The 20413-nt window shown below is 39.2% G+C and carries 12 protein-coding genes and 1 CRISPR repeat array; of the genes, 4 read left to right on the forward strand and 8 right to left on the reverse strand.

Annotated elements, in window-relative coordinates; genetic code table 11:
• The first annotated feature begins 101 nt into the window (after positions 1-101).
• Positions 102-369: a CRISPR direct-repeat array (repeat unit 27 nt; unit sequence GTTATTATGGGTGGCATAGTTAACTGT).
• Positions 370-943: 574 nt separating this feature from the next.
• Positions 944-2290, forward strand: a complete 1347-nt coding sequence (locus ESZ26_RS00005; protein WP_146795795.1) for an ABC1 kinase family protein — start codon at positions 944-946, stop codon at positions 2288-2290.
• Between the two features lie 246 nt (positions 2291-2536).
• Here ESZ26_RS00005 and hmpA read toward each other — a convergent pair whose 3' ends face one another.
• Both hmpA and ESZ26_RS00015 read right to left on the reverse strand, forming a co-directional pair.
• Positions 2537-3718, reverse strand: coding sequence for an NO-inducible flavohemoprotein (gene hmpA, locus ESZ26_RS00010; protein ID WP_146795798.1), 1182 nt, complete (start codon positions 3716-3718; stop codon positions 2537-2539).
• Positions 3719-4008: 290 nt separating this feature from the next.
• Positions 4009-4281, reverse strand: a complete 273-nt coding sequence (locus tag ESZ26_RS00015) for a hypothetical protein (protein ID WP_146795800.1) — start codon at positions 4279-4281, stop codon at positions 4009-4011.
• Positions 4282-4467: 186 nt separating this feature from the next.
• Between ESZ26_RS00015 and norR the strand changes: the two genes are divergently transcribed.
• The 3 genes from norR to ESZ26_RS00030 all read left to right on the forward strand — a co-directional run bounded on the left by norR (position 4468) and on the right by ESZ26_RS00030 (position 9582).
• On the forward strand, positions 4468-6048 hold the full coding sequence (gene norR / locus ESZ26_RS00020; protein ID WP_146795803.1) for a nitric oxide reductase transcriptional regulator NorR: 1581 nt from the start codon (positions 4468-4470) through the stop codon (positions 6046-6048).
• A gap of 559 nt (positions 6049-6607) precedes the next feature.
• On the forward strand, positions 6608-7228 hold the full coding sequence (locus tag ESZ26_RS00025) for a histidine phosphatase family protein (RefSeq protein ID WP_170246269.1): 621 nt from the start codon (positions 6608-6610) through the stop codon (positions 7226-7228).
• A 17-nt stretch (positions 7229-7245) separates the two neighbouring features.
• Positions 7246-9582, forward strand: a complete 2337-nt coding sequence (locus ESZ26_RS00030; RefSeq protein WP_146795807.1) for a PAS domain-containing hybrid sensor histidine kinase/response regulator — start codon at positions 7246-7248, stop codon at positions 9580-9582.
• A gap of 510 nt (positions 9583-10092) precedes the next feature.
• On the opposite strand, the gene ESZ26_RS00035 is transcribed toward ESZ26_RS00030, so the two are convergent.
• The 6 genes from ESZ26_RS00035 to ESZ26_RS00060 form a co-directional block, all read right to left on the reverse strand.
• Positions 10093-11838, reverse strand: coding sequence for a Mur ligase family protein (locus ESZ26_RS00035; protein ID WP_223271634.1), 1746 nt, complete (start codon positions 11836-11838; stop codon positions 10093-10095).
• 285 nt (positions 11839-12123) lie between these two features.
• A complete protein-coding gene (gene cphA, locus ESZ26_RS00040; RefSeq protein WP_146795809.1) occupies positions 12124-14943 on the reverse strand; it encodes a cyanophycin synthetase in 2820 nt (939 codons plus the stop codon).
• A gap of 499 nt (positions 14944-15442) precedes the next feature.
• Entirely contained in the window at positions 15443-16270 is an 828-nt protein-coding gene (locus tag ESZ26_RS00045; RefSeq protein WP_146795812.1) for a cyanophycinase, read from the reverse strand.
• Between the two features lie 8 nt (positions 16271-16278).
• The gene (gene iadA / locus ESZ26_RS00050; RefSeq protein ID WP_146795815.1) at positions 16279-17451 is read right to left on the reverse strand and encodes a beta-aspartyl-peptidase; all 1173 of its coding nucleotides are present in this window, start codon (positions 17449-17451) and stop codon (positions 16279-16281) included.
• 404 nt (positions 17452-17855) lie between these two features.
• Positions 17856-19115 (reverse strand): glutamate-5-semialdehyde dehydrogenase, encoded by a 1260-nt coding sequence (locus ESZ26_RS00055; RefSeq protein WP_146795817.1) that lies wholly within the window; start codon positions 19113-19115, stop codon positions 17856-17858.
• A gap of 189 nt (positions 19116-19304) precedes the next feature.
• The gene (locus ESZ26_RS00060; RefSeq protein WP_146795820.1) at positions 19305-20084 is read right to left on the reverse strand and encodes a pyrroline-5-carboxylate reductase family protein; all 780 of its coding nucleotides are present in this window, start codon (positions 20082-20084) and stop codon (positions 19305-19307) included.
• Positions 20085-20413 lie beyond the last annotated feature (329 nt).

Below are 20413 nucleotides of genomic sequence, written 5' to 3' on the forward strand. Positions count from 1 at the left end.
GTAAACTGTTGAGATAAAGGACGATATAAACTCGCTTTACTGTATCAATCGGTATTTTGATAAGCTAGAAAGAGAAAATTGGCTCATGGTTATCACTTGTCGTTATTATGGGTGGCATAGTTAACTGTGATCGTTATCACTTGTCGTTATTATGGGTGGCATAGTTAACTGTTTTGATAAGCTAGAAAGAGAAAGTTGGCTCATGGTTATCACTTGTCGTTATTATGGGTGGCATAGTTAACTGTGGTCGTTATTATGGGTGGCATAGTTAACTGTTATTATGGGTGGCATAGTTAACTGTTCTTGTCGTTATTATGGGTGGCATAGTTAACTGTGCTTGTTGTTATTATGGGTGGCATAGTTAACTGTGATGGGTGGCATAGTTAACTGTGTTACTATTTTAAAGTGGTAGGTTTACCACGGCTGACATTTGATGTTATGAGTAAACTGTTGAGATAAAGGACGATATAAACTCGCTTTACTTTATCAATCAGTATTTTAATAAGCTAGAAAGACAAGAAATGGCTTATCATTATTACTTGTCGTTATTATGGGTGGCATAGTTAACTGTGATGGGTGGCATAGTTAACTGTGACATTTGATGTTATGAGTAAACTGTTGAGATAAAGGACGACATAAACTCGCTTTACTGTATCAATCGGTATTTTGATAAGCTAGAAAGAGAAAATTGGCTCATGGTTATCACTTGTCGTTATTATGGGTGGCATAGTTAACTGTGCTTGTTGTTATTATGGGTGGCATAGTTAACTGTGATGGGTGGCATAGTTAACTGGCATAGTTAACTGTGATTGTAATATTATTGGTTGTCGGCTAAATTTTTGTTAATCTTATTAATGTCCCTCGCCGCTTGTTATAAATAGCAAGCGGCGAGATTAAACACCACTAAGGTAATAGTTAATATGCTCAACGAAGCCATTTTGTGATGACAGACAAACGTAAAGAGCGGAAAGTACCTTCTGGAAAAATTGCTCGTCTCGCTAAGTTGGGCGGTTTGGCCTCAGCGGTTGCCGGCAATATTGTCAAAGGTGCGACAAAGCAGATGCTCAGTGGTCAGCGTCCATCATTAACTGAGTCTTTACGTAATATCGACAATGCTATATCTATTACCAAGCGTTTAGCTCATATGCGTGGTGCGGCGATGAAACTTGGTCAACTACTTTCCATGGATGCCGGTGAATTACTGCCTGTCGAATGGGAACCCATCCTTTCACGACTGCGCCAAGAAGCCGACCCTATGCCTAAAGCACAGTTAGTCAAAACCCTAGAAGCGTCCTGGTCAAAAGACTGGCATCAACAATTTAGTTATTTTTCATTTGCCCCCATCGCCTCAGCAAGTATCGGTCAGGTTCATCGGGCAACACTAAAAGATGGTCGTCAGTTGGCGATTAAGGTCCAATACCCGGGTGTTAGAGAAAGTATTGACAGTGATATTGATAACGTCATGGATTTACTAAAACTCAGTGGTGTCTTACCTAAACATCTTGACTTGACTAGCTTGCTTGCTGAAGCTAAAGCACAACTTAAAGCTGAAGCTAATTATTTGCAGGAGGCGAAATTTCTTAACACTTATCGTGAAAACCTGCGTAACGACCCTCGCTTTATTGTGCCCTTTGTTGTTGACGAACTGACGGACGAAAATATACTGACGATGGAATATATCGAAGGTTCTCCCATCACTGATATTAGTACCATGAGTGCTAACATTGTGGATTTAGTCTGTAGCCAATTAATGGATTTAACTTACCAAGAGCTATTTACACATAAACTTATGCAAAGTGATCCCAACTTTGCTAATTTCTTGTATCAGAGCGATACACAAAAAATAGTATTACTTGATTTTGGAGCCTGTCGGCAGCTTTCTCAGCATACCTCAGTACATTATCTTGCTATGGCTGATGCTATGCAGCGTCAAGATAATAACGACATGCGTTTAGCCCTGTATTCGCTTGGTTTAGTTGACAATAACATGAGTGCTAAAGCGATAGATACTGTGCTAAAGGCGTGTTTTGAAGCTAGTTATTGCTTACAAAGTAATACAGGATACAACTTAAAAAAGCAGCAACTGATTAAAAAAATCAGACAGATTAGTATGCCATTAATGACCGATAAAACAGCGATAGCATCGCCAATATTTGAAGTTGCATTAGTCAATCGTAAAATCACTGGTATGATATTACTAGCCAATAAGTTAGGTGCGACACTCGATTTTAAAAGCGCACTTGCGCCTTATTTACGCGAAAGCGCAAAGAAATTAAGTGATGAAACCTAATACAATCGACTTTTCAAAACAGAAGCTGCTGTTTTAGTCTTGTTAAAATGTTTTATCTTTTTGTTGTGCTGATTTACAGTGTAAGTTCAACGATTTAATAACCAACTGATTATCTGATAAATAATTAATTGGTTTTCTAAAAATTCAAATAGAATATATTTCTATTAATACGGCACTATCAAAATTAGCTTAGTATTAAATGCCCAATCAGTGCCTAATTTCAATAAGCTTCAACGCTAACTTTTTTTACAAAACCTGGTGAGGTCCAAAAACTTCGTAATGAATACGAGTTTCTGTTACACCCAGAGCAAGTAATTGCTGCTTGATAAATAACATAAAGCCACTAGGACCACACAGATAAAAGTCTCCTTCATTTATCGGTAAAGTAAGCGGGGTTAAATCCATAAAGCCCTGCTGAACATTTTCTTGTGTGGCGGTTCTATCTTGATACCAAATATGCTGTTGCCAATTATTTATCGCTATTAACGTTTTGGTACGCTCTTTAAAAGAGTGCTGATCGCTATTTTCACAAGCATGTAAATATATTACTGCTTGTTGATAGTCCTGCTCAGCTAACGTTTCTAACATAGCTTGCATCGGTGTAACACCCACGCCCGCTGAAATTAACACTACGGGCTTTTGGCGATTGACAAAGATAAAATCTCCCGCGGGGGCGTACAGATTAATTTCGTCGCCAACGTCGATTATATCATGAAGGTAATTCGATACTTTGCCAGGAACACCGTTCGCTTCTCGCTTAACTGAAATACGATATGTCTTACCATTGGGTTGTGCTGATAACGAGTATTGGCGAATTTCTTTATAGTCGCCAACAGTAGGGCTAAATTCAATCCCTAAGTATTGACCCGGTAAATAATCAATCACAGCTTGCTTATCTACCGGAGAAAAAATGAAACTTTTAACGAGTGCCGACTCAACAATCTTATCAATCACTTTGAACGCTCTAGCATCTCGCCAGCCACCATGACTTAGTGATCGCTGCTGGTAAAGTTCGTTTTCTCTATCGATAAAAATTTTAGCTAAAAATTGATAAGCCTTCGTCCATGCTTGCTCTACATCAACAGTAAAAACATCGCCAGCGAGTTCGCGCAGCGTTTCAATTAAGTGGTGACCAACAAGCTGATAGTGTTCGGCTTTAATATTTAAGCTGGTATGTTTTTGAGCAATTCGTTCTACAGCACTTTGTAACACCGTGACGTTTTCAATATTTTTTGCATAAGCCGCTATCGCTTCAAAAAGAGCGACTTGTTGCTTGCCGTTGTGCTGATTAGACATGTTGAAAATATCTTGTAACTGAGGCTCATGCGAGAACATCCGCTGATAAAAGTGCTTAGTTAAGGCTGGACCGGTATTTTCTAACAGGGGGATAGTGCTTTTTATGATATCTATATGGTGTTCGGTTAACATTGTTATTCCTAATTTAAACTCAATTAATTGTTTAGACAACAAAAGGAAATACCTTTCTTATTGCGATGGGTGGATGAGGTTCGGGTTAGTTCTGTAGTAAAAATGGGCAGTGATACTATAAATAATGGCTGCTAAGACCTAGCGCGATCAACGAAAAATAAACAGATAACAAAAAACTGCTTTTAAAAGAGCAGTTAAAAACAGGATACGGCTTTAACTGCTTAAGCTCACTAGGCGATTTTTGCTGATGGATTAGTAGCATTATCTCTGCGTCTTGAATATTTAACATTTCAAAAACTCCTTTGACCAAAGCCATGCAAAGCCACACAACGTAAGACATAACCAATCTTCAATAAACCAGCAAAAACTATTGTGGAGATATGTGCAGAAATTTGCACAGCAATAGAAAAGAGCTGATCGAAAGCAAAAGTTATAAAAATGCTTGAGGTAACCACAAGCAGAGAAATTATCATCAGGTAGTTGCCAACAATTAAACATTTTTGATAATTTAAAGCATCGGGCGTTGGGGGTAATTCATTAGCGACGGTGAATTGTGAATACATAGATGACTCCTTATTTGCATAATTATATATTTGCAATAGGTATCTGCAAAGACAGTGCCAATATAATTAAGCGCTACTAATCAATTGGTTAATCTTTTTTTGTATCTGTATGTAGTCTATATGACTCTTTTATTTCGTAGTCTTAATGACACGTTAGTGTTATTGTGTAATTAACAGGAGATAAATATGAGCCCAATATCATCGAGTGCCATTATCGAGTTAGCACTTAACCTAGCAAGTAGTTTAAATACAAACGACCGATTTGACCGTTTGTTAGACACCGTAAGAAAAACGATTGTATGTGATGCAGTTGCCTTATTGTCTTATCATGGTGATATGCTAAAGCCTATTGCATTGCAGGGCTTAAGTAGAGATACCCTAGGTAGAAGGTTTCTTGTTGCGGAACATCCAAGATTTGCGGCATTGTGTCAGTCAAAAGCGCCAATTAGATTTCCGGCAGACTCGCCATTGCCCGATCCCTATGATGGCTTGCTAGTTGACCGTATCGGAGATTTACCCGTTCATTCTTGCATGGGCTTACCCCTTTATTACGATGATAAACTGTTAGGTTTGTTAACCATTGATAGCTTAACCCCCCACATCTTTGAAGATATTGCTGAGCGCACGTTAGACGTGATTTCAGCAATGGCGTCGGCAACACTCAATACGGCTTTTTTAATTGAACAATTAGAACATCAGGCTGATCATTCTCAGCAGGTTGTTACCGAGTTAACCGAGCAAGCCTGGAAACGTGATGGTGGTGAGCTCATTGGTGAAAGTCAGGTCATGCAGCAGCTTAAACAGGAAATAGACATTGTTGCTCCATCAGACTTCAATATTCTTGTTTATGGTGAAACGGGTGTTGGTAAGGAATTAGTCGCACGTACTTTGCACCAAAAATCATTACGAAAAAATGGCCCTATGGTTTATGTTAATTGTGCGGCTTTACCTGAAAACTTAATAGAAAGTGAACTTTTTGGTCATGTTAAGGGGGCTTTTACTGGCGCTGAAAGAAACCGTGCCGGTAAATTTTCTTTGGCCAATGGTGGTACTTTGTTCTTAGATGAAATAGGAGAACTTCCTTTAGCGGCTCAAAGTAAAATTCTGCGCGCAATACAAAGTAATGAAATACAACCTGTTGGCCAAGATAATGTCGAGGAAGTGAATGTTCGCATTATAGTGGCGACCAATCGTAATCTAAAAGAAGAAGTTACCGCGGGGCGCTTTCGAGCTGATTTATATCATAGGCTAAGCGTTTATCCGATCAGAGTTCCCCTACTACAAGAGCGTGTCGGAGATATTCAGTTACTCAGTGGCTATTTTGTTGAGCAAACCAAGCAAAAGTTGGCTATCTCACAACTGAAATTAACCGCACAAGCGATCACTCATTTAGAACAATATAACTGGCCGGGTAATGTACGTGAATTAGAGCATGTGATCAGTCGTGCTGCGCTAAAGGCAAGATCACGGCAAAAGCATAAAACGATTATCGCGATTGACCGTGATGATTGCGGTGCGCTAAATACTGTCTCAAACGATAAGTTAACACCGAGCAATGAAGTCGCTTTGACAAATAAAACAGCTATTGGGATTAATCTTCGAGAAGAAACAGATCATTTTCAACGTCAACTAATTAGAAATACCTTAACGCAAACAAATGGAAACTGGGCTGCGGCGGCAAGAAGTTTATCTATCGACAGAGCAAATTTAAATCGTATTGCTAAACGATTAAATATTCAGGTAATAAAATCGGTGATCGAAAACTAATACTAGCTTTGCTTTGGATATGAAGGTTTATAGTTTTTAATTAAATTTTACCTCAGTGATATAAAACAGCGGTTGCTTTCAAGGAAACGGCTAAACTTTAGTAACCGTTTTATCTCTTTATAATTGTTCAAACGGTTACTAAAATCATCTAACCTTAAATTAAAATAATAGTACAGGGTTAACTATACAGTGCTGATTTTTATCTTTATTATTCTTTACTCACCTTGACACTGAATTCACCTTCGCAATACATTTAGGCTTAACGGCTTGCTTGATAAGTTAAAGACTTATGTACATTCAGCTTTTTAGTTGATGCTCATAAATAAGTGATCTTGTTCCTTATTACCTAGAGAGTAGTTTTAAGCGTCAATAGCTACCACAATATAGTTATCTGCAGGTGACAGTTAAAAGGAGGAAGTCGATTAACCATTATAATAATTAATTTATTTTCCACTTAATTATTTGAAAAACTTAGTGTATATTTAAGCTAACTGATGTATTAATTTTTATGAGTAATAAAGGTTAAGGTAAATAATTCAAAAACTGAATGAGAATTAATTTGAGTATTTCAATACAAAGTTTATTTGTTATTAGTCTGATGCTTCTCTGTGGGAATAAGGTTAATGCTGAAAGCAAAATTTTAAATACTCAACCCCCGTTAGCACTTATTCAAGCATTACAGTCAGGCGGTCATATTATTTATATGCGCCATGGATTAACAACCAGAAAAGATATGAGTCGTGATAAAAGTCTTATTGATTTAACCCGTTGTGAAACACAAAGAAATTTAACTGAAGCTGGAAAATCCCAAGTCCAACAGATAGGGGTATTGATAAAATCATTAAATATTCCTATTGGTCAAGTGAAATCAAGCCCGTATTGCCGAACAAAAGATACAGCAAGAGAAGTGTTTGGCGACTTTAAAGTTGATGATAAATTGCAATTTTCTATCGCGAAAAAGAACAAAGAGTCGGCGATGTTAGGCCAATATTTATTAGATTCAATGTTGGCGTCGAACGATGGAGAAAAAAATACTGTTTATGTAGGCCATACTGCTAACCTTAAAGATGGCTTAGGTGTTTGGCCAAAACCTGAAGGTGTTATGGTTATATTTAAAAAAGAGGATAACAGAATTATATTTAAAGGCATGATCAAGCCTGACGATTGGCCAAAACTTTAATCATTCAAGGCATATTTATGTTTGGTTCTCTCTCGTTACAAACAAAATTTCTGATCGCACCATTCATTGGTGTTTTATTAACTCTGATACTTTATGTCACCAGTAATCAAGTGATCCGCACTAATGCTGAGTTATTTCAAAATCTCAGCGAAACTAACTTAGTTCAAATTAGTGAAATCAGTGAAATAACTCTCCTTATTACAGCAAGTAATAGCGAAATTATTACCTTGTTGCTTGAATCTGATAAGCTCGATGAAGAAGGGATCTACGTAGAAGGAAAAAAACGCCTTAATCAGATATATCTAATTGAGGAACGGCTCAATAAAAGTATCCATGAAAAAGATGAGCTGATTATTGAAGGCAAAAATATTTTCCACCAAGTGCAAGTCGCTTTTACAGCCTATAAAGGCCAAATTATATCCTCAATTGAAATGTCCTCAGTTGATGTAAAGCAAGCATCCTATGAACTTGTATTAGCTAATGATAAATTAAAAGTAGTCAATAAACTGTTTTTAAAACTTTCAAAATACTATACCAACGAACTATCCCGACAGGCCATTTTGGTTGAAGATAATATCTATAAAAAAACCTATATTACCGAACTAACCATAGGTTTATTGATACTCATGATATGGTCTGCATTTTATTTCTCTAAAAACACTTCTAACCGGCTGAATCAAGTTTATCAAGCGTTAATAAAGCTATCAACGGGATCTACCGATATAGTTATTTACAGAAATAAAGATACTTATATTCAAGATATTTGGAATGCAGTATCAGAATTTAAAGAGTCTATCGAGAAAAGCGAAATTTATAAGAATGATTTACTTATGCAAAAATTCGCTTTTGATCAACACGCTATAATTGCAACGACTGATATTAAAGGCATTATTACTTCTGCTAACGCTAAATTTTGTGAAGTCAGTGGCTATTCTGCAAAGGAGTTAATTGGAAGAAATCATCGCATTATTAACTCAGGCAACCACTCGAAAGCATTTTGGCATGACATGTATAAAACGGTGTCAAAAGGCAATGTATGGCATAGCGAAATACTAAATAGAGCAAAAGACGGTCATTTGTATTGGGTTGATACGAGTATTATCCCAATAACCTCTACGGACAATAAAATTACAGGTTATATATCAATTCGAACTGACATCACTGAAAAGAAAAAACAGTTCCAAAAGTTAATTGAAACGAATGTAGTCGCCAAATCAGCCGTTGTTGCAAAATCTCAGTTTTTAGCTGCCATGAGCCATGAAATACGCACCCCAATGAATGGGGTGATCGGTATGTTAGAGTTAATGTTAGATGATAAATTAGACACTCAACAGAAGAAGCGCGTCCAAATAGCGCTCAGTAGTTCAAAATCATTATTAAATTTAATTAATGACATTCTCGACTTATCAAAAATTGAAGCAGGAAAACTTGAAATAGAGTCTATTGATTTTGATTTGAAAAAGATGCTTGAAGAATTCACCCAATTTATGCGCTTTCAAGCCGAAGAAAAAAACCTAACACTGAGTTTAAACTGTAGTGAAATGAACGAATCAATGGTTGTTGGCGATTCAAGTAGGTTGCGTCAAATTTTAACTAACATTGCAGGTAATGCCATTAAGTTTACTCAACAAGGTGAAATTAATATTCACGGAGAACTCATTTCGCACAGTGATAAACGCTGGCAGTTTAAGCTCTCCATTAGTGATACCGGTATTGGTATCCCCGCAGATAAAATGGCAAGTTTATTTGATGTTTTTAGTCAGGTAGATATATCTAATACTAGAAAATATGGTGGTACAGGGCTGGGCTTAGCCATTTCTCAACGGCTTGCCAAGTTAATGCACGGTGAAATCATCGTTAGGAGTGAAGAAGGAAAAGGCAGTTGCTTCACGTGCGTTATTGAGTTGGATAAAAGTACAAAAGCTTTGGAAATAACACCCATAGATCAAATGATTTCATCACCACAGACTATTCCCCTATGGCCTGAAAATACGCGCTTATTATTGGTTGAAGACAATCGCATTAATCAACTTGTGGCCCTAGGCTTATTAAAACGCTTTGGACTAAAAGCAGAGGTTGCTATTAATGGTCTTGAGGCATTATCAATACTAAAAGAGGCACATGAGCCTTTTGATATAATTTTGATGGATTGCCAAATGCCTGAAATGGACGGATACGAAACGACTCGATGTATTCGTGAAAATAAGCAGGATGTACCTATAATTGCGATGACTGCTAATGCCATGAAAGGTGATCGTGAAAAATGTTTGCAAGCCGGCATGAATGATTACCTAACTAAGCCGATTGATCCTGATATATTATTGGAAAAATTAACGTTTTGGCTCTTAAGTTAATGTTAATTAGCTTATAAACAAGTTCAATATTAAAACGGATTATAAGGTTTGTCGGCTAAAATTAATCTCTGCGAATAGCGTTACTATAGCGTTTCAAATAATATCCCCTTTGTTAGATACCGTTGATTTTAAGTTATTGATGTAGATAGATTGAGTATTCTGGCGGCATAATATTAGTTAGCGTATAACCTCTTTGGGTACTTTAGCGCTTGATAGTGGGTATTTCACTTTCATTATTAAATAATGAACCAAGTTATAGACTTGAACCTTTTTACCTCACTCAGTTAGTCATGCGATAGAGAATATATAGGCTAATGTCAGCTACCTTGAAGATAGTAGATTTTCGGTAGTTATAAGCGCTATTTCAACAAAAATCAAGCTGATATTGTTCGACTTTACCGTTCAGAAGAGCTAGTGACTGCTTACGGTGAAAGTCTAGTTGTTGTCAGCAATTAAGCTGACAACAACTGCTTAAATTTTATCGACGAACTTTGCTTAAATACATTATGACTAGCTTGCTGTTTCATTTGCCTTTGTGGTTAATAAATCAATCACTTGCTCTCGTTCGGATAAAACGATTAACAGCGCTAAATCATTAGCTGATAGTTGCTTGACAATCTGTTGTGCACCCCGATAAGGACTTTCTGCAAAATAGATGTTATCGGCGGATAGACCACCTTCAATCGCAGTTCTGGCAATTAAATTTGATATTTCGCCGAGCTCTCTTCCTCTTAAGTACTCAACAGTTTCTGCTGCAACCAAGATATCAGGTTTCATTTTTAAGGCTGATTTTGTCATCTTAATAATGTCGTCATCGCTGCGGTCACCGGCATGACTTAACATTAAAAACTTTCGCGTTGCTGGTATGTTGGCCGTGGTCAATGCCATGGCATTCATACCATGGACATTGTGGGCAAAATCCATGATAACCGATGCGCCTTTGAGTTGAAATTGGTTACCGCGACCTGGATTATCGTCAACATTACTTGAAAACTTTTGTAACGCAAGACCAATTACTGAGCTAGCTATGCCTAAACTCTTAGCTAGAGCGGTCGCCCCTAAGGCATTTTGAACATTATGTTGAGCAGCGCCATTTAACGTCATCGGTATATCGTTAACGGCAACGATCATTGATTCAGTACGATCACCTTTACGGGTTTTTTCTGCACAATAAAACAGTGCGCCAGCACGGATGAAACAAATAGCACCGCCAATGGCTTTATGCTGTTGCAGTACTGGATTATTTTCATGTAATGAAAACCAACATTTATTTACGCTTAATGTTGGCGCCAGTGCGGTTAAATAGGGGTCATCAGCATTAAGCACTAAGACACCACTGGTTAGCGCTTTTGCAACAACCGCTTTAGTTTGTGCAAGCCCTGCTACGGTATTGATACCATATTGGCCCAAATGGTCCTCAGCTATGTTGGTAATTAATGCGGCATCTACCTGTTCAATGGGCAGGCCTCGGCGTAATATTCCGCCGCGCGCGACTTCTAGAATCGCCGTTTCTGTCTCTGGGTGTCGAAGTAACATTCGTGCACCGCCAGGTCCTGAATAATCGCCATAATCTATTATTTTTTCACCGACACGAATAAAATCCGTTGAGGTGACACCGCAACACTTACCAGACTGCTTAATAATTTCAGACATGATACGCACGGTGGTAGATTTTCCATTAGTGCCAGTGACCAATGCAATAGGAATCGATTGGTATTGTTGCCAATTGAGCTGGGTTGGATCGGGTAATGATGTCACTGGCCAACGTTGGCAGCTTTTACCATAACCTAGCGAAAACTCATCATCATCAACTAAATAATGAAGATGATTTTTTGTCGCTATATGTATTAAGTTGAGTAGGGCAGGGTTAGCCTCTTCGGCAATCATTTGTTTAAGACGAGTGACAGTTTCGTTCATTTCTTGCTGGTGAGTGTCACTTATGCTGCCGGTTAAAACTTGGTGACAAGTAAAATCCCATGCGGCTTCGTTGACATCGCAAGATGCATACAGGGCATCCATTGGCGCACTTATCGCGAGACTTATACCGTCTTCAAAGATACGATAACACGTTGATTGTTCTTGCCAATCGATTGCTGTCAATAACTGATTAACGTAAACCAACCATTGATCCACGACTGCTTGCTTATCAATGCCCGAGACAAAAGCATCAATAATCGCGCCTGATTTATCCCAAAGCAGGCTTTTACCGGTAAGCCGTCGTTGGTCATCTAATGTTAAGGTTATAGTGTTGTTCATGGCATACCAATTTGATTGAATTTATTCCCAACGCTGCAAGCTGTTAGGAAAGTGAGAAGGAGATAAAACTGTGTCAATATCATCATTAACGTTGAGACAGTTTTGTCAGGTTATCATTTGTATGACTAGCTCCCAATGATGATTGTAAAAGCCGACATGCAGCTCTATTGGTTTAACAATACGCCGCGTGGTTTTATGCCGCTAGGTTATGTTGCTAAAACATAACCTAGCGAGGTTTAGCTTATTCATCTTTAGCTAATGACAAATAATTACAGCAACTTGGTTTTAGTCACTTTCTTCTTCTATTGTCGAAACAATGCGTACGCCTCGATCATCTTTAACCAATTTCATACCTGATTCTAGAATAAAAGGATCGGGTTCATCGGTGTTTAACATAGAAACAACGGTATGCACGGGTTTTGTTAATGTTTCCGCTGGATTATCTTCACTACCGTTAAAATTAATAATTTGCTTCCAACAACGGGTAATCGCATCACCAAAAACAATCACTAAATCATCCTTATTTGCCATCGATAAAGCTGTTTCAGTGGCAGTAACCTCGTCTGGTATCATCAAGATATTATCTCCACTGATACCCTGTGCTTGCAACGTTGCAGCTAACATTTGCGGCACCTCATCACTACCACGGCCGCGAAGATTGTCATCGGCACGACAGATATATAAATCAAAGTGTCCAGCGGCTGCCTTGGCGATGTTTTCAATATCTTCATCACGGCGATCACCAGGTGCGGCTAATACCACAATACGCTTACCATTAACGTCTAATTTAGTCGCTAATTCGCTCATATGGCGAACACCATCAGCGTTGTGAGCATAATCTAAAATAACTCTAAAAGGGTGTTCATCAAAGACGTTCATTCGCCCTGGTGCTTGATAGAAGGTGGTGTTGAACGTTCTCAACCCTTGTTGGATCGCATCAAGCGGTTTATCTAGAGAATAGGCGAGGGCAGCGGCAAACATCGCATTTTGTACGTTATGAGTGGCTTTACCTTCAAGTGTCGCAGGAATTAAATGTGTCCAAAGTAAGGGAATATGCGCACCATTATCAAAGATAGTGATCATTTCACCATTGATACCTTTTTCAAGCACCACGGCACGTCCACCAGCGCGAATATGCTCTCTGACTAAACCATGCCCTGAATTCATCGTTACATAGCACAAATGTTTTGCTTGAGTATGGTCGGCCATTTTTAAACAAAGTGGATCGTCGGCATTAAGTATGACCGCGTCTTTGGCTACTTCAACGACAATACGTTTAATTTCAGCGAGCTGCTCTAAGGTATCAACTCCCTTTAAGCCTAAGTGATCGGGTTGAACATTAATGCAGGCGGCAACATTACTTTCGCGATAACCTAAACCTGAGCGAACGATGCCGCCACGCGCGGTTTCAAGAACGGCAATATCAACCGAAGGATCTCTTAAGACAATTTGTGATGCAACCGGTCCGGTCATATCACCTTTTACCGATAACAGGCCATCAACATAAACACCATCGGTTGATGTCATGCCTACAACATGTCCCGCTGTTTTTAAAATGTGCGATAACATCCGTGAGGTTGTTGTTTTACCATTGGTACCTGTGATGCCAGCAATAGGGATACAAGTGGGGGTATTTGGCGGAAAGAGCATATCAATAACTTTACCGGCAACATCGCGAGGTTTGCCATGACTCGGCGCAACATGCATACGAAAACCTGGCGCGGCGTTTACTTCAACGATACCACCGCCGATATCTTTATATGACTGAGTAATATCAGAGGTCAGGAAATCAACACCGCCAACGTCAAGACCTACTGCTCTTATTGCTCGTTCAGCCATCACTTTATTGTCTGGATGGACAACATCAGTCATGTCTATCGCTGTGCCACCAGTTGATAAATTAGCGGTTGAACGTAAATAGAAAATTTCGCCTTCAGGTAATATGGTATCAACGCTATAGCCAGCTTCTTCAACTAAACGGGTCGCTTGCGAGTCCATTTCGAGTTGAGTGAGTACTTTTTCATGACCAACGCCACGACGCGGGTCTTCATTTACAATATCAATTAATTGCGTAATGGTGTGTTTATTGTCACCAACAACATGACCCGGTACACGTTTTGCGACAGCAACAAGTTCACCATTAACAACAAGCATACGGTGATCTAAACCGGTTAAAAATGACTCGACTAACACGGCTCGACTGGTGCCTTGTTCACGGGCAAAATCAAATGCGGTACTAATTTGCTCGTCAGTGGTTAAATCGATAGAGACGCCACGGCCATGGTTAGCGTTTAATGGTTTAAGCACTACTGGTAAGCCAATGCGTTTTGCCGCTCTTATGGCATCTTTAGCAGAATAAACCATTTGTTGTCTGGGCACAGGTAAACCAAGATCATTTAATAAGTTGTGGGTGTCTTCTTTATCACAGGATATTTCTACGGCAATATGATTGGTTTGGCTAGTAATGGTCGCTTGAATGCGCTGTTGGTATTTACCATGGCCAAATTGTACTAAGCTGTACTGATTTAAACGTAGCCATGGGATATGTCGTTCTTCGGCTGCCGTTATTAACGATTGAGTACTGGGGCCAAATTCTTTGCGCTGTGCATAACGAATAAAGTTTGATAGCTCTTCTGCAAAATCGAAATCGGCTGCTAATTTTGTTTGCAGTTGTGCTTGAATATCTGCTGGCATCACTGAGATAAGCAGATTTCTGGCAAGTTCAGCAGCAGCTAAGCCAACATCTCGTTGTTTGTACTGAAATACCATGTCATATTGACCAACTTCGCCATTGCCTCTAGTTTTGCCAAAAGTAACTTCAGTACCGGCCATGCATTGCAGTTCTAAGGTTGCATGTTCCCATATATGAGCTATCCAAGTACCTTCATCTTCTTGCAAGCGTCTAATAAAACCGCCAGATTCGCCATATGAACAGCCATGCTCTTTTAAGCCGGGTAAGGCTTCTATTAAGCCATCAATGAATTCTTTACCTAATTTTACCGAAGGGTAGTGCTCTAATATGCCAACATCAACAGCGTGTCGAATTACAGGGAAATGGGCGTAAACATTAGGGCCAACATAAACATTACTTGTTAATATTTTCATTATATGTCCAAAAATCAGGTGATTAGAATTATTATTATGTGTACCTACGAGTTGAACCTTATTTTTAAAAATAGGGTGCAACAAAATATGATATGACAATTATTGGGAGGAATAAATCACGGTGATATTGAACTGAATATGTGCACAGGTTCTATTGATGTGCATATGTTGAGTTACAAACCGAGAAGTTTCAACGCATTACACTTAAGATCTTTACAAGATCGAATAGAAGTAAAAAATTGCCATAAATAAATAATGGTATACCAAAAAGATACCACGCTTTTGCTAATAGACAAGACAATTATTTATTAAAGTCGCTAATGATTGAATACGGTAGCAAAGCTAGTCAAAAAGTTATCGTGGATTAGGGGGGATAAAGATGTTTTTTTAATCATTAATCAATGAAAAGAGGCAGTGTTTGCAATGTTTTTTAATAGATTTGCCCATAAATAATGCGTTTATTCATGGGCAAATTTTAGCTCAGCTGTATTTAGAAATACTAAACCGCTTTAGGTGATGCGACTCGAGTATTTAAACAGTAAGTATCACCATTACTCAGCATATGAAGCTTTAACCCTATCAAGGTGATTGAATCTCCTGTACGCGCTTCAGCCATTGAACTGTGCTGTAAATCAGAAGGGTCAACTACCGTGATGCTTCCGTGTCCAACAACCTCTAGTAACCCATCTGGCGCAATAAAAGCGGCAGTATTTTCACAAATCCCTAGTCCAGAAGCAAAAGGGTTATATGAAACAGCAGAAAGTAAACGTCCTAAACGATTACGTTGGCTAAAGTGTTGGTCTAGCAGTACTTTACTTATCAAGCCTAAGCCCGGAGCAAAAGTCACGCCTTGCTCATTAGGTAATGCACCGGTAGAGCCACCTGCGATCATATGCTCAGGCATAATAGCAGCACCTGCAGATGTTCCTGCAACATGAACACCTTCGGAATTTAATTTTCGTATACTCTGCGCAACCGAAGTACCGCCTAATATAGTCGACAAACGTAATTGATTACCACCGGTAATAAAAATACCTGTTGCGTTTTCAAGTGCGGCTAAATAATCTTCGCGCTCAGCATCTTCTCTGCTGTTTATCGGTAAAGATATCGCATTTTTGACGTTGAGATTACGAAAAATAATTTCATAATTTGGCCCAGTCTCAGCAAGCTGTGACGCGGTTGGAATAATCACTATATTAGCATTTTCATCACCACATAATTCTACAAAACGTTGTAAAATTATTGGGTCATCAACACGCTCTTCTGCCCCCCCGATTGGAATTATAAATCCCCTTTGCTGACCATCAGCAATTTTTGCTGGACACATACCTACCTCTACTCAAAAGTTCCGCTTACTACTGTTGTGTTGTCACGTTTATGCCAACGACCTTTTATCATCACGTCAGTAATTTCAAATTTGTTGTTAAGTACGAGCATATCGGCATCGTTATTTCGTACTATTTTTCCTTTACTGTGTAAACGTAACAACGTAGCTACGTTGCTCGTAAACATCGGCAAAATACTCTCAAGCGCAATATTCTTTCTTAATGTTGCTTGTAATGTTTCCAGTAATGTACTGGCTCGGCCAAAGTCCATGTGTTGTAATTCGCCTTGTTGATCAAAACAAGGTAAACAACCACCACCGTCTGAACTGACGGTTATTTTGTCCAAGGGTAAACCTTTTTTTACGGCAATTTCTATCGCATCACATGCCTCTAAACCAGGCTCTGCTGTGCCTTCAGGAAAGGCAGTAATGTCGATATAACAGCCGTGCGCTAATAATTTGCAACTGTCTTCGAATAACGGTTTATTACGATTAACGTGCGTCGGATTAAAGACACGAGCAGGAATTTCTGTTTCACTAATCGCTCGTTCTATTAATTCGAGGCGTCGCTCACCATCACCAAGATGAAAATGAATAATACCGGCTTTACCGGTTAATAAGCCCGCGACATGTGCTTCACTGGCCAATTTTATCACTTCTTCGAAGGTCGGTTGGCTTGAACGATGATCGCTAATAGCAAACTCACCAATACCAATAACGGGCTCTAAAAAAGTAATATCTGCTTTTGCGCTACCCATTAACGTTGTTAATGGGTAATGATAACCACCGGTCCAACAATATGCCGACATACCTTCTTCGCGTAGTCCGTAAACTTTGCTGATCAGGTTGGCAATACTTCGCGTGGTGTCATCGGTACCTAAAAGCCCTACAACGGTTGTCACACCCACTTGGGTAAATTCTGACAGAGAAACCGGAGGAACCTGTGTTGAAAAACCTGCTTCGCCACCGCCACCGGTAATATGAGCATGACTGTCGATAAAGCCTGGTACTAGATATGCGCCATTAAAATCAATGACTTCTACTGGCCAGTTATCAGGGATATTATGATGGCCATTATCGGATACATCAAATATATCAGCGATTTTTCCACCAGCAACCAGCACATCTTTAATACCCATAGGATTAGGGTTATAAAGGTTTACATTCTTTAATAATGAAATCATAAATTTACGGCAAGACTTTATAAATAGCAGACGAGTATAGACTATTCTACACCTAGTCCTTAGGGCGGCAACTATAACATAGCTATAATTTCTCAGCCAACTACATTTGTAAACGAAAGGTTTAAATACTGTTTTTACTGGGCATTTAAGCCAATAGCGCATTAATCATATTAACGAAAGTGATAATAATTCATCGCCATAAACCAAGGGTAGGTTTTAACGTCTTAATAGTTTGGTAAGTCTATGGATGATGTCCGTGTGAAAAGGCTCTGAGCTTAAGGTAAATAGTTAGCCGCTAACACGATGTTAGCGGCACTATTATAGTTTACAAAAAAGGTTAACTCACCACAGCTTTAGCTAAAAAAATCGCACTCTTATGCGCTGCAGTGTTTATTACAGAGCCTTTAAGGGCGAGTTTGCCCTTGACCGGCAACACGGTATTTAAAAATGGTCAGCTGCTCTAAACCAACTGGTCCACGGGCATGTACTTTACCGGTAGCAATGCCGATTTCAGCGCCCATACCAAACTCACCACCATCAGCAAATTGAGTTGAGGCGTTATGCATCACCACGGCCGAATCAACAGAGCGCATAAATGTTTCTGCGACTTCCGCATTTTCAGTGATAATAGCATCAGTATGCTTAGAGGAATGCTCTTCAATAAAGTCAAGCGCTTCATCTAAGCTAGAGACTATTTTAACCGATAAAATGGCATCAAGGTATTCAGTATCCCAATCGGCATCAGTTGCAACATTAATACGGGGATCGCAGGCTTGAGCGGCAACATCACCACGAATCTCACAACCAACTAAGGTCTCAACGAGTTGTGGTAAAAATTCTTTTGCTATTGCTTGGTCTAACACTAAACTTTCTGTTGCACCACAAACACCGGTTCTGCGTAACTTGGCATTTTTAATAATACTTAGTGCTTTAGCAACGTCCGCGTCTTTATCAACATAAATATGGTTGTTACCATCTAAATGCAACAAGGTTGGCACTTGAGCTTCGTTTCTGACTAGCTCAACTAAACCTCGGCCACCACGAGGAATAACTAAATCAACATAATCGGCACAGCGCAGCAAAGCGGCAACGGCAGAGCGGTCATCGGTGTCAACCAGTTGTATACAGTTAGCCGGTAAGCCAGCCGCACGTAAACCCGTTGCCATACACTCAACAATAATACGTGTGGAATTTAAGCTTTCAGAGCCGCCACGTAAAATTACCGTATTACCTGACTTAAGACATAACGCGCCCGCATCTGCGCCAACATTAGGACGTGATTCATAAATCATCCCAATAACACCAATAGGTGTTGCTACACGCGTTATTTTAAGACCATTTGGACGGTCAAATTCGGCTAATACTCGACCGACAGGGTCGGCTAATTTGGCAATATCTTCTAACGCGACAGCCATACCTTCAACTCTTTCAGGGTTAAGCTCTAGTCGGTCTACAAATGAGTCGGCTTTGCCGGCTTTTTTAACGCTTAACACATCGAGTGCGTTAGCGTTAAGTAGTGCATCCATATTTTCGCGTAGTGCATTTGCGGCAATAGTTAATGCTTGGTTTTTTTGTTCAGTGGTTGCACAGGCAAGTACTTTTGCCGCAGCTTTTGCTTGTTTACCAAGCGTGGTGATCATTGTTTCTATATCTGTATTCGACATTAATTTTTTTTCCTTTTACTTATTCGTTTAACGCTAAACTGTTTGATCAAATCGAACTTTTTTGTTTGAATGATCTTAACTTTTATTTTTTATTACTGATATTAATATCAGTAATAATAAAAGTTCAGTTTAAGAATTTAGGGTCTTCATCAAAAATATTCGAGTGCGTCATCGCTGACGGGGCTAAAGTTAGCGCAAGGCTACTGCACGTTGATAAGCCGATGAAACGGTTGAGTCAAACAAAGACGCTAATTGTTCATCTTGCATAAGCGCGCTTAATCCAGCAGCTGTTGTACCATTTTTACTGGTCACTGAGTTTCGTAAAGTATCGATATCTTCTTTACTCGTTAAAGCCAACTCCATTGAACCACCGAGTGTGTTCAATACCAACTCTGTTGCGGTTTGCGGCGAAAAGCCAAGTTTAATGGCCGACTCTATCCAGCAACGTGCTATTTCGAAGGCATAACCAGGACCACTTCCAGCGACTGCGGTTACTCGGTCTAGTTCGTCTTCGCTGTTTGCTAAGTGGGTATAACCAACTGCATTGGTTAACGCCATAGCGTTTTCAATGTGAACAGCGCTGCAACGCGAGTTTGCGTAAAGTCCGCTAACACCTCTGCCTATTTGTGCGGGTAGGTTTGGCATAACTCGGACAATAGCTTGTTCGCCAAGCAGTTGCTCTATTGAAGAAACCGAGTAGCCAGCAGCGATAGAAATAATGCAACCCGAATCAGCAAGGTGACGACGGTAGCTTGGTAATATTTTTTCAATAAGCTGTGGTTTAATCGCAATAACGATAATGTCGAAACGTTGGTCAGCCAGCTCTTCAATGGCTTGTCTGATGATAACACCTTGCGGTGCTTTAACTAATGAGGGATTAATAATAGTGATAGTGTGATTTGTAGAGGTTGCCCAACGAGTCAATAAAGAACCGCCCATTTTACCACAACCAATCATAAGTAATGACATGAAACTCCTGATGTTTTTTAGCTTACATTGAATGAAATGCAGATCGTTTTGCAGGTGTTCAGTACGAACTTTTTAAAGCCCGATATTATATTTTTCAATGCGTTGATTTTGCGTGCAATTGAAAAATTATCTTTTTTAGTATATGATATCCGCACTCATTTGTCGATTGCCGTCAAATTCTAACGTTTTTACCAACGTTTCAATAATTTTTTATCATCTACTTTTAATGCGGTCAACCGCAGCTAAAATTATATTATCAGTAGTAAGCAATAATTCTAATACGACAATAAAATATCACGAAAATAGCAGCAATTTGTTGAATCAATTTT

Source organism: Colwellia hornerae, assembly GCF_007954355.1.
Classification (GTDB): Bacteria; Pseudomonadota; Gammaproteobacteria; order Enterobacterales; family Alteromonadaceae; genus Colwellia_A; species Colwellia_A hornerae.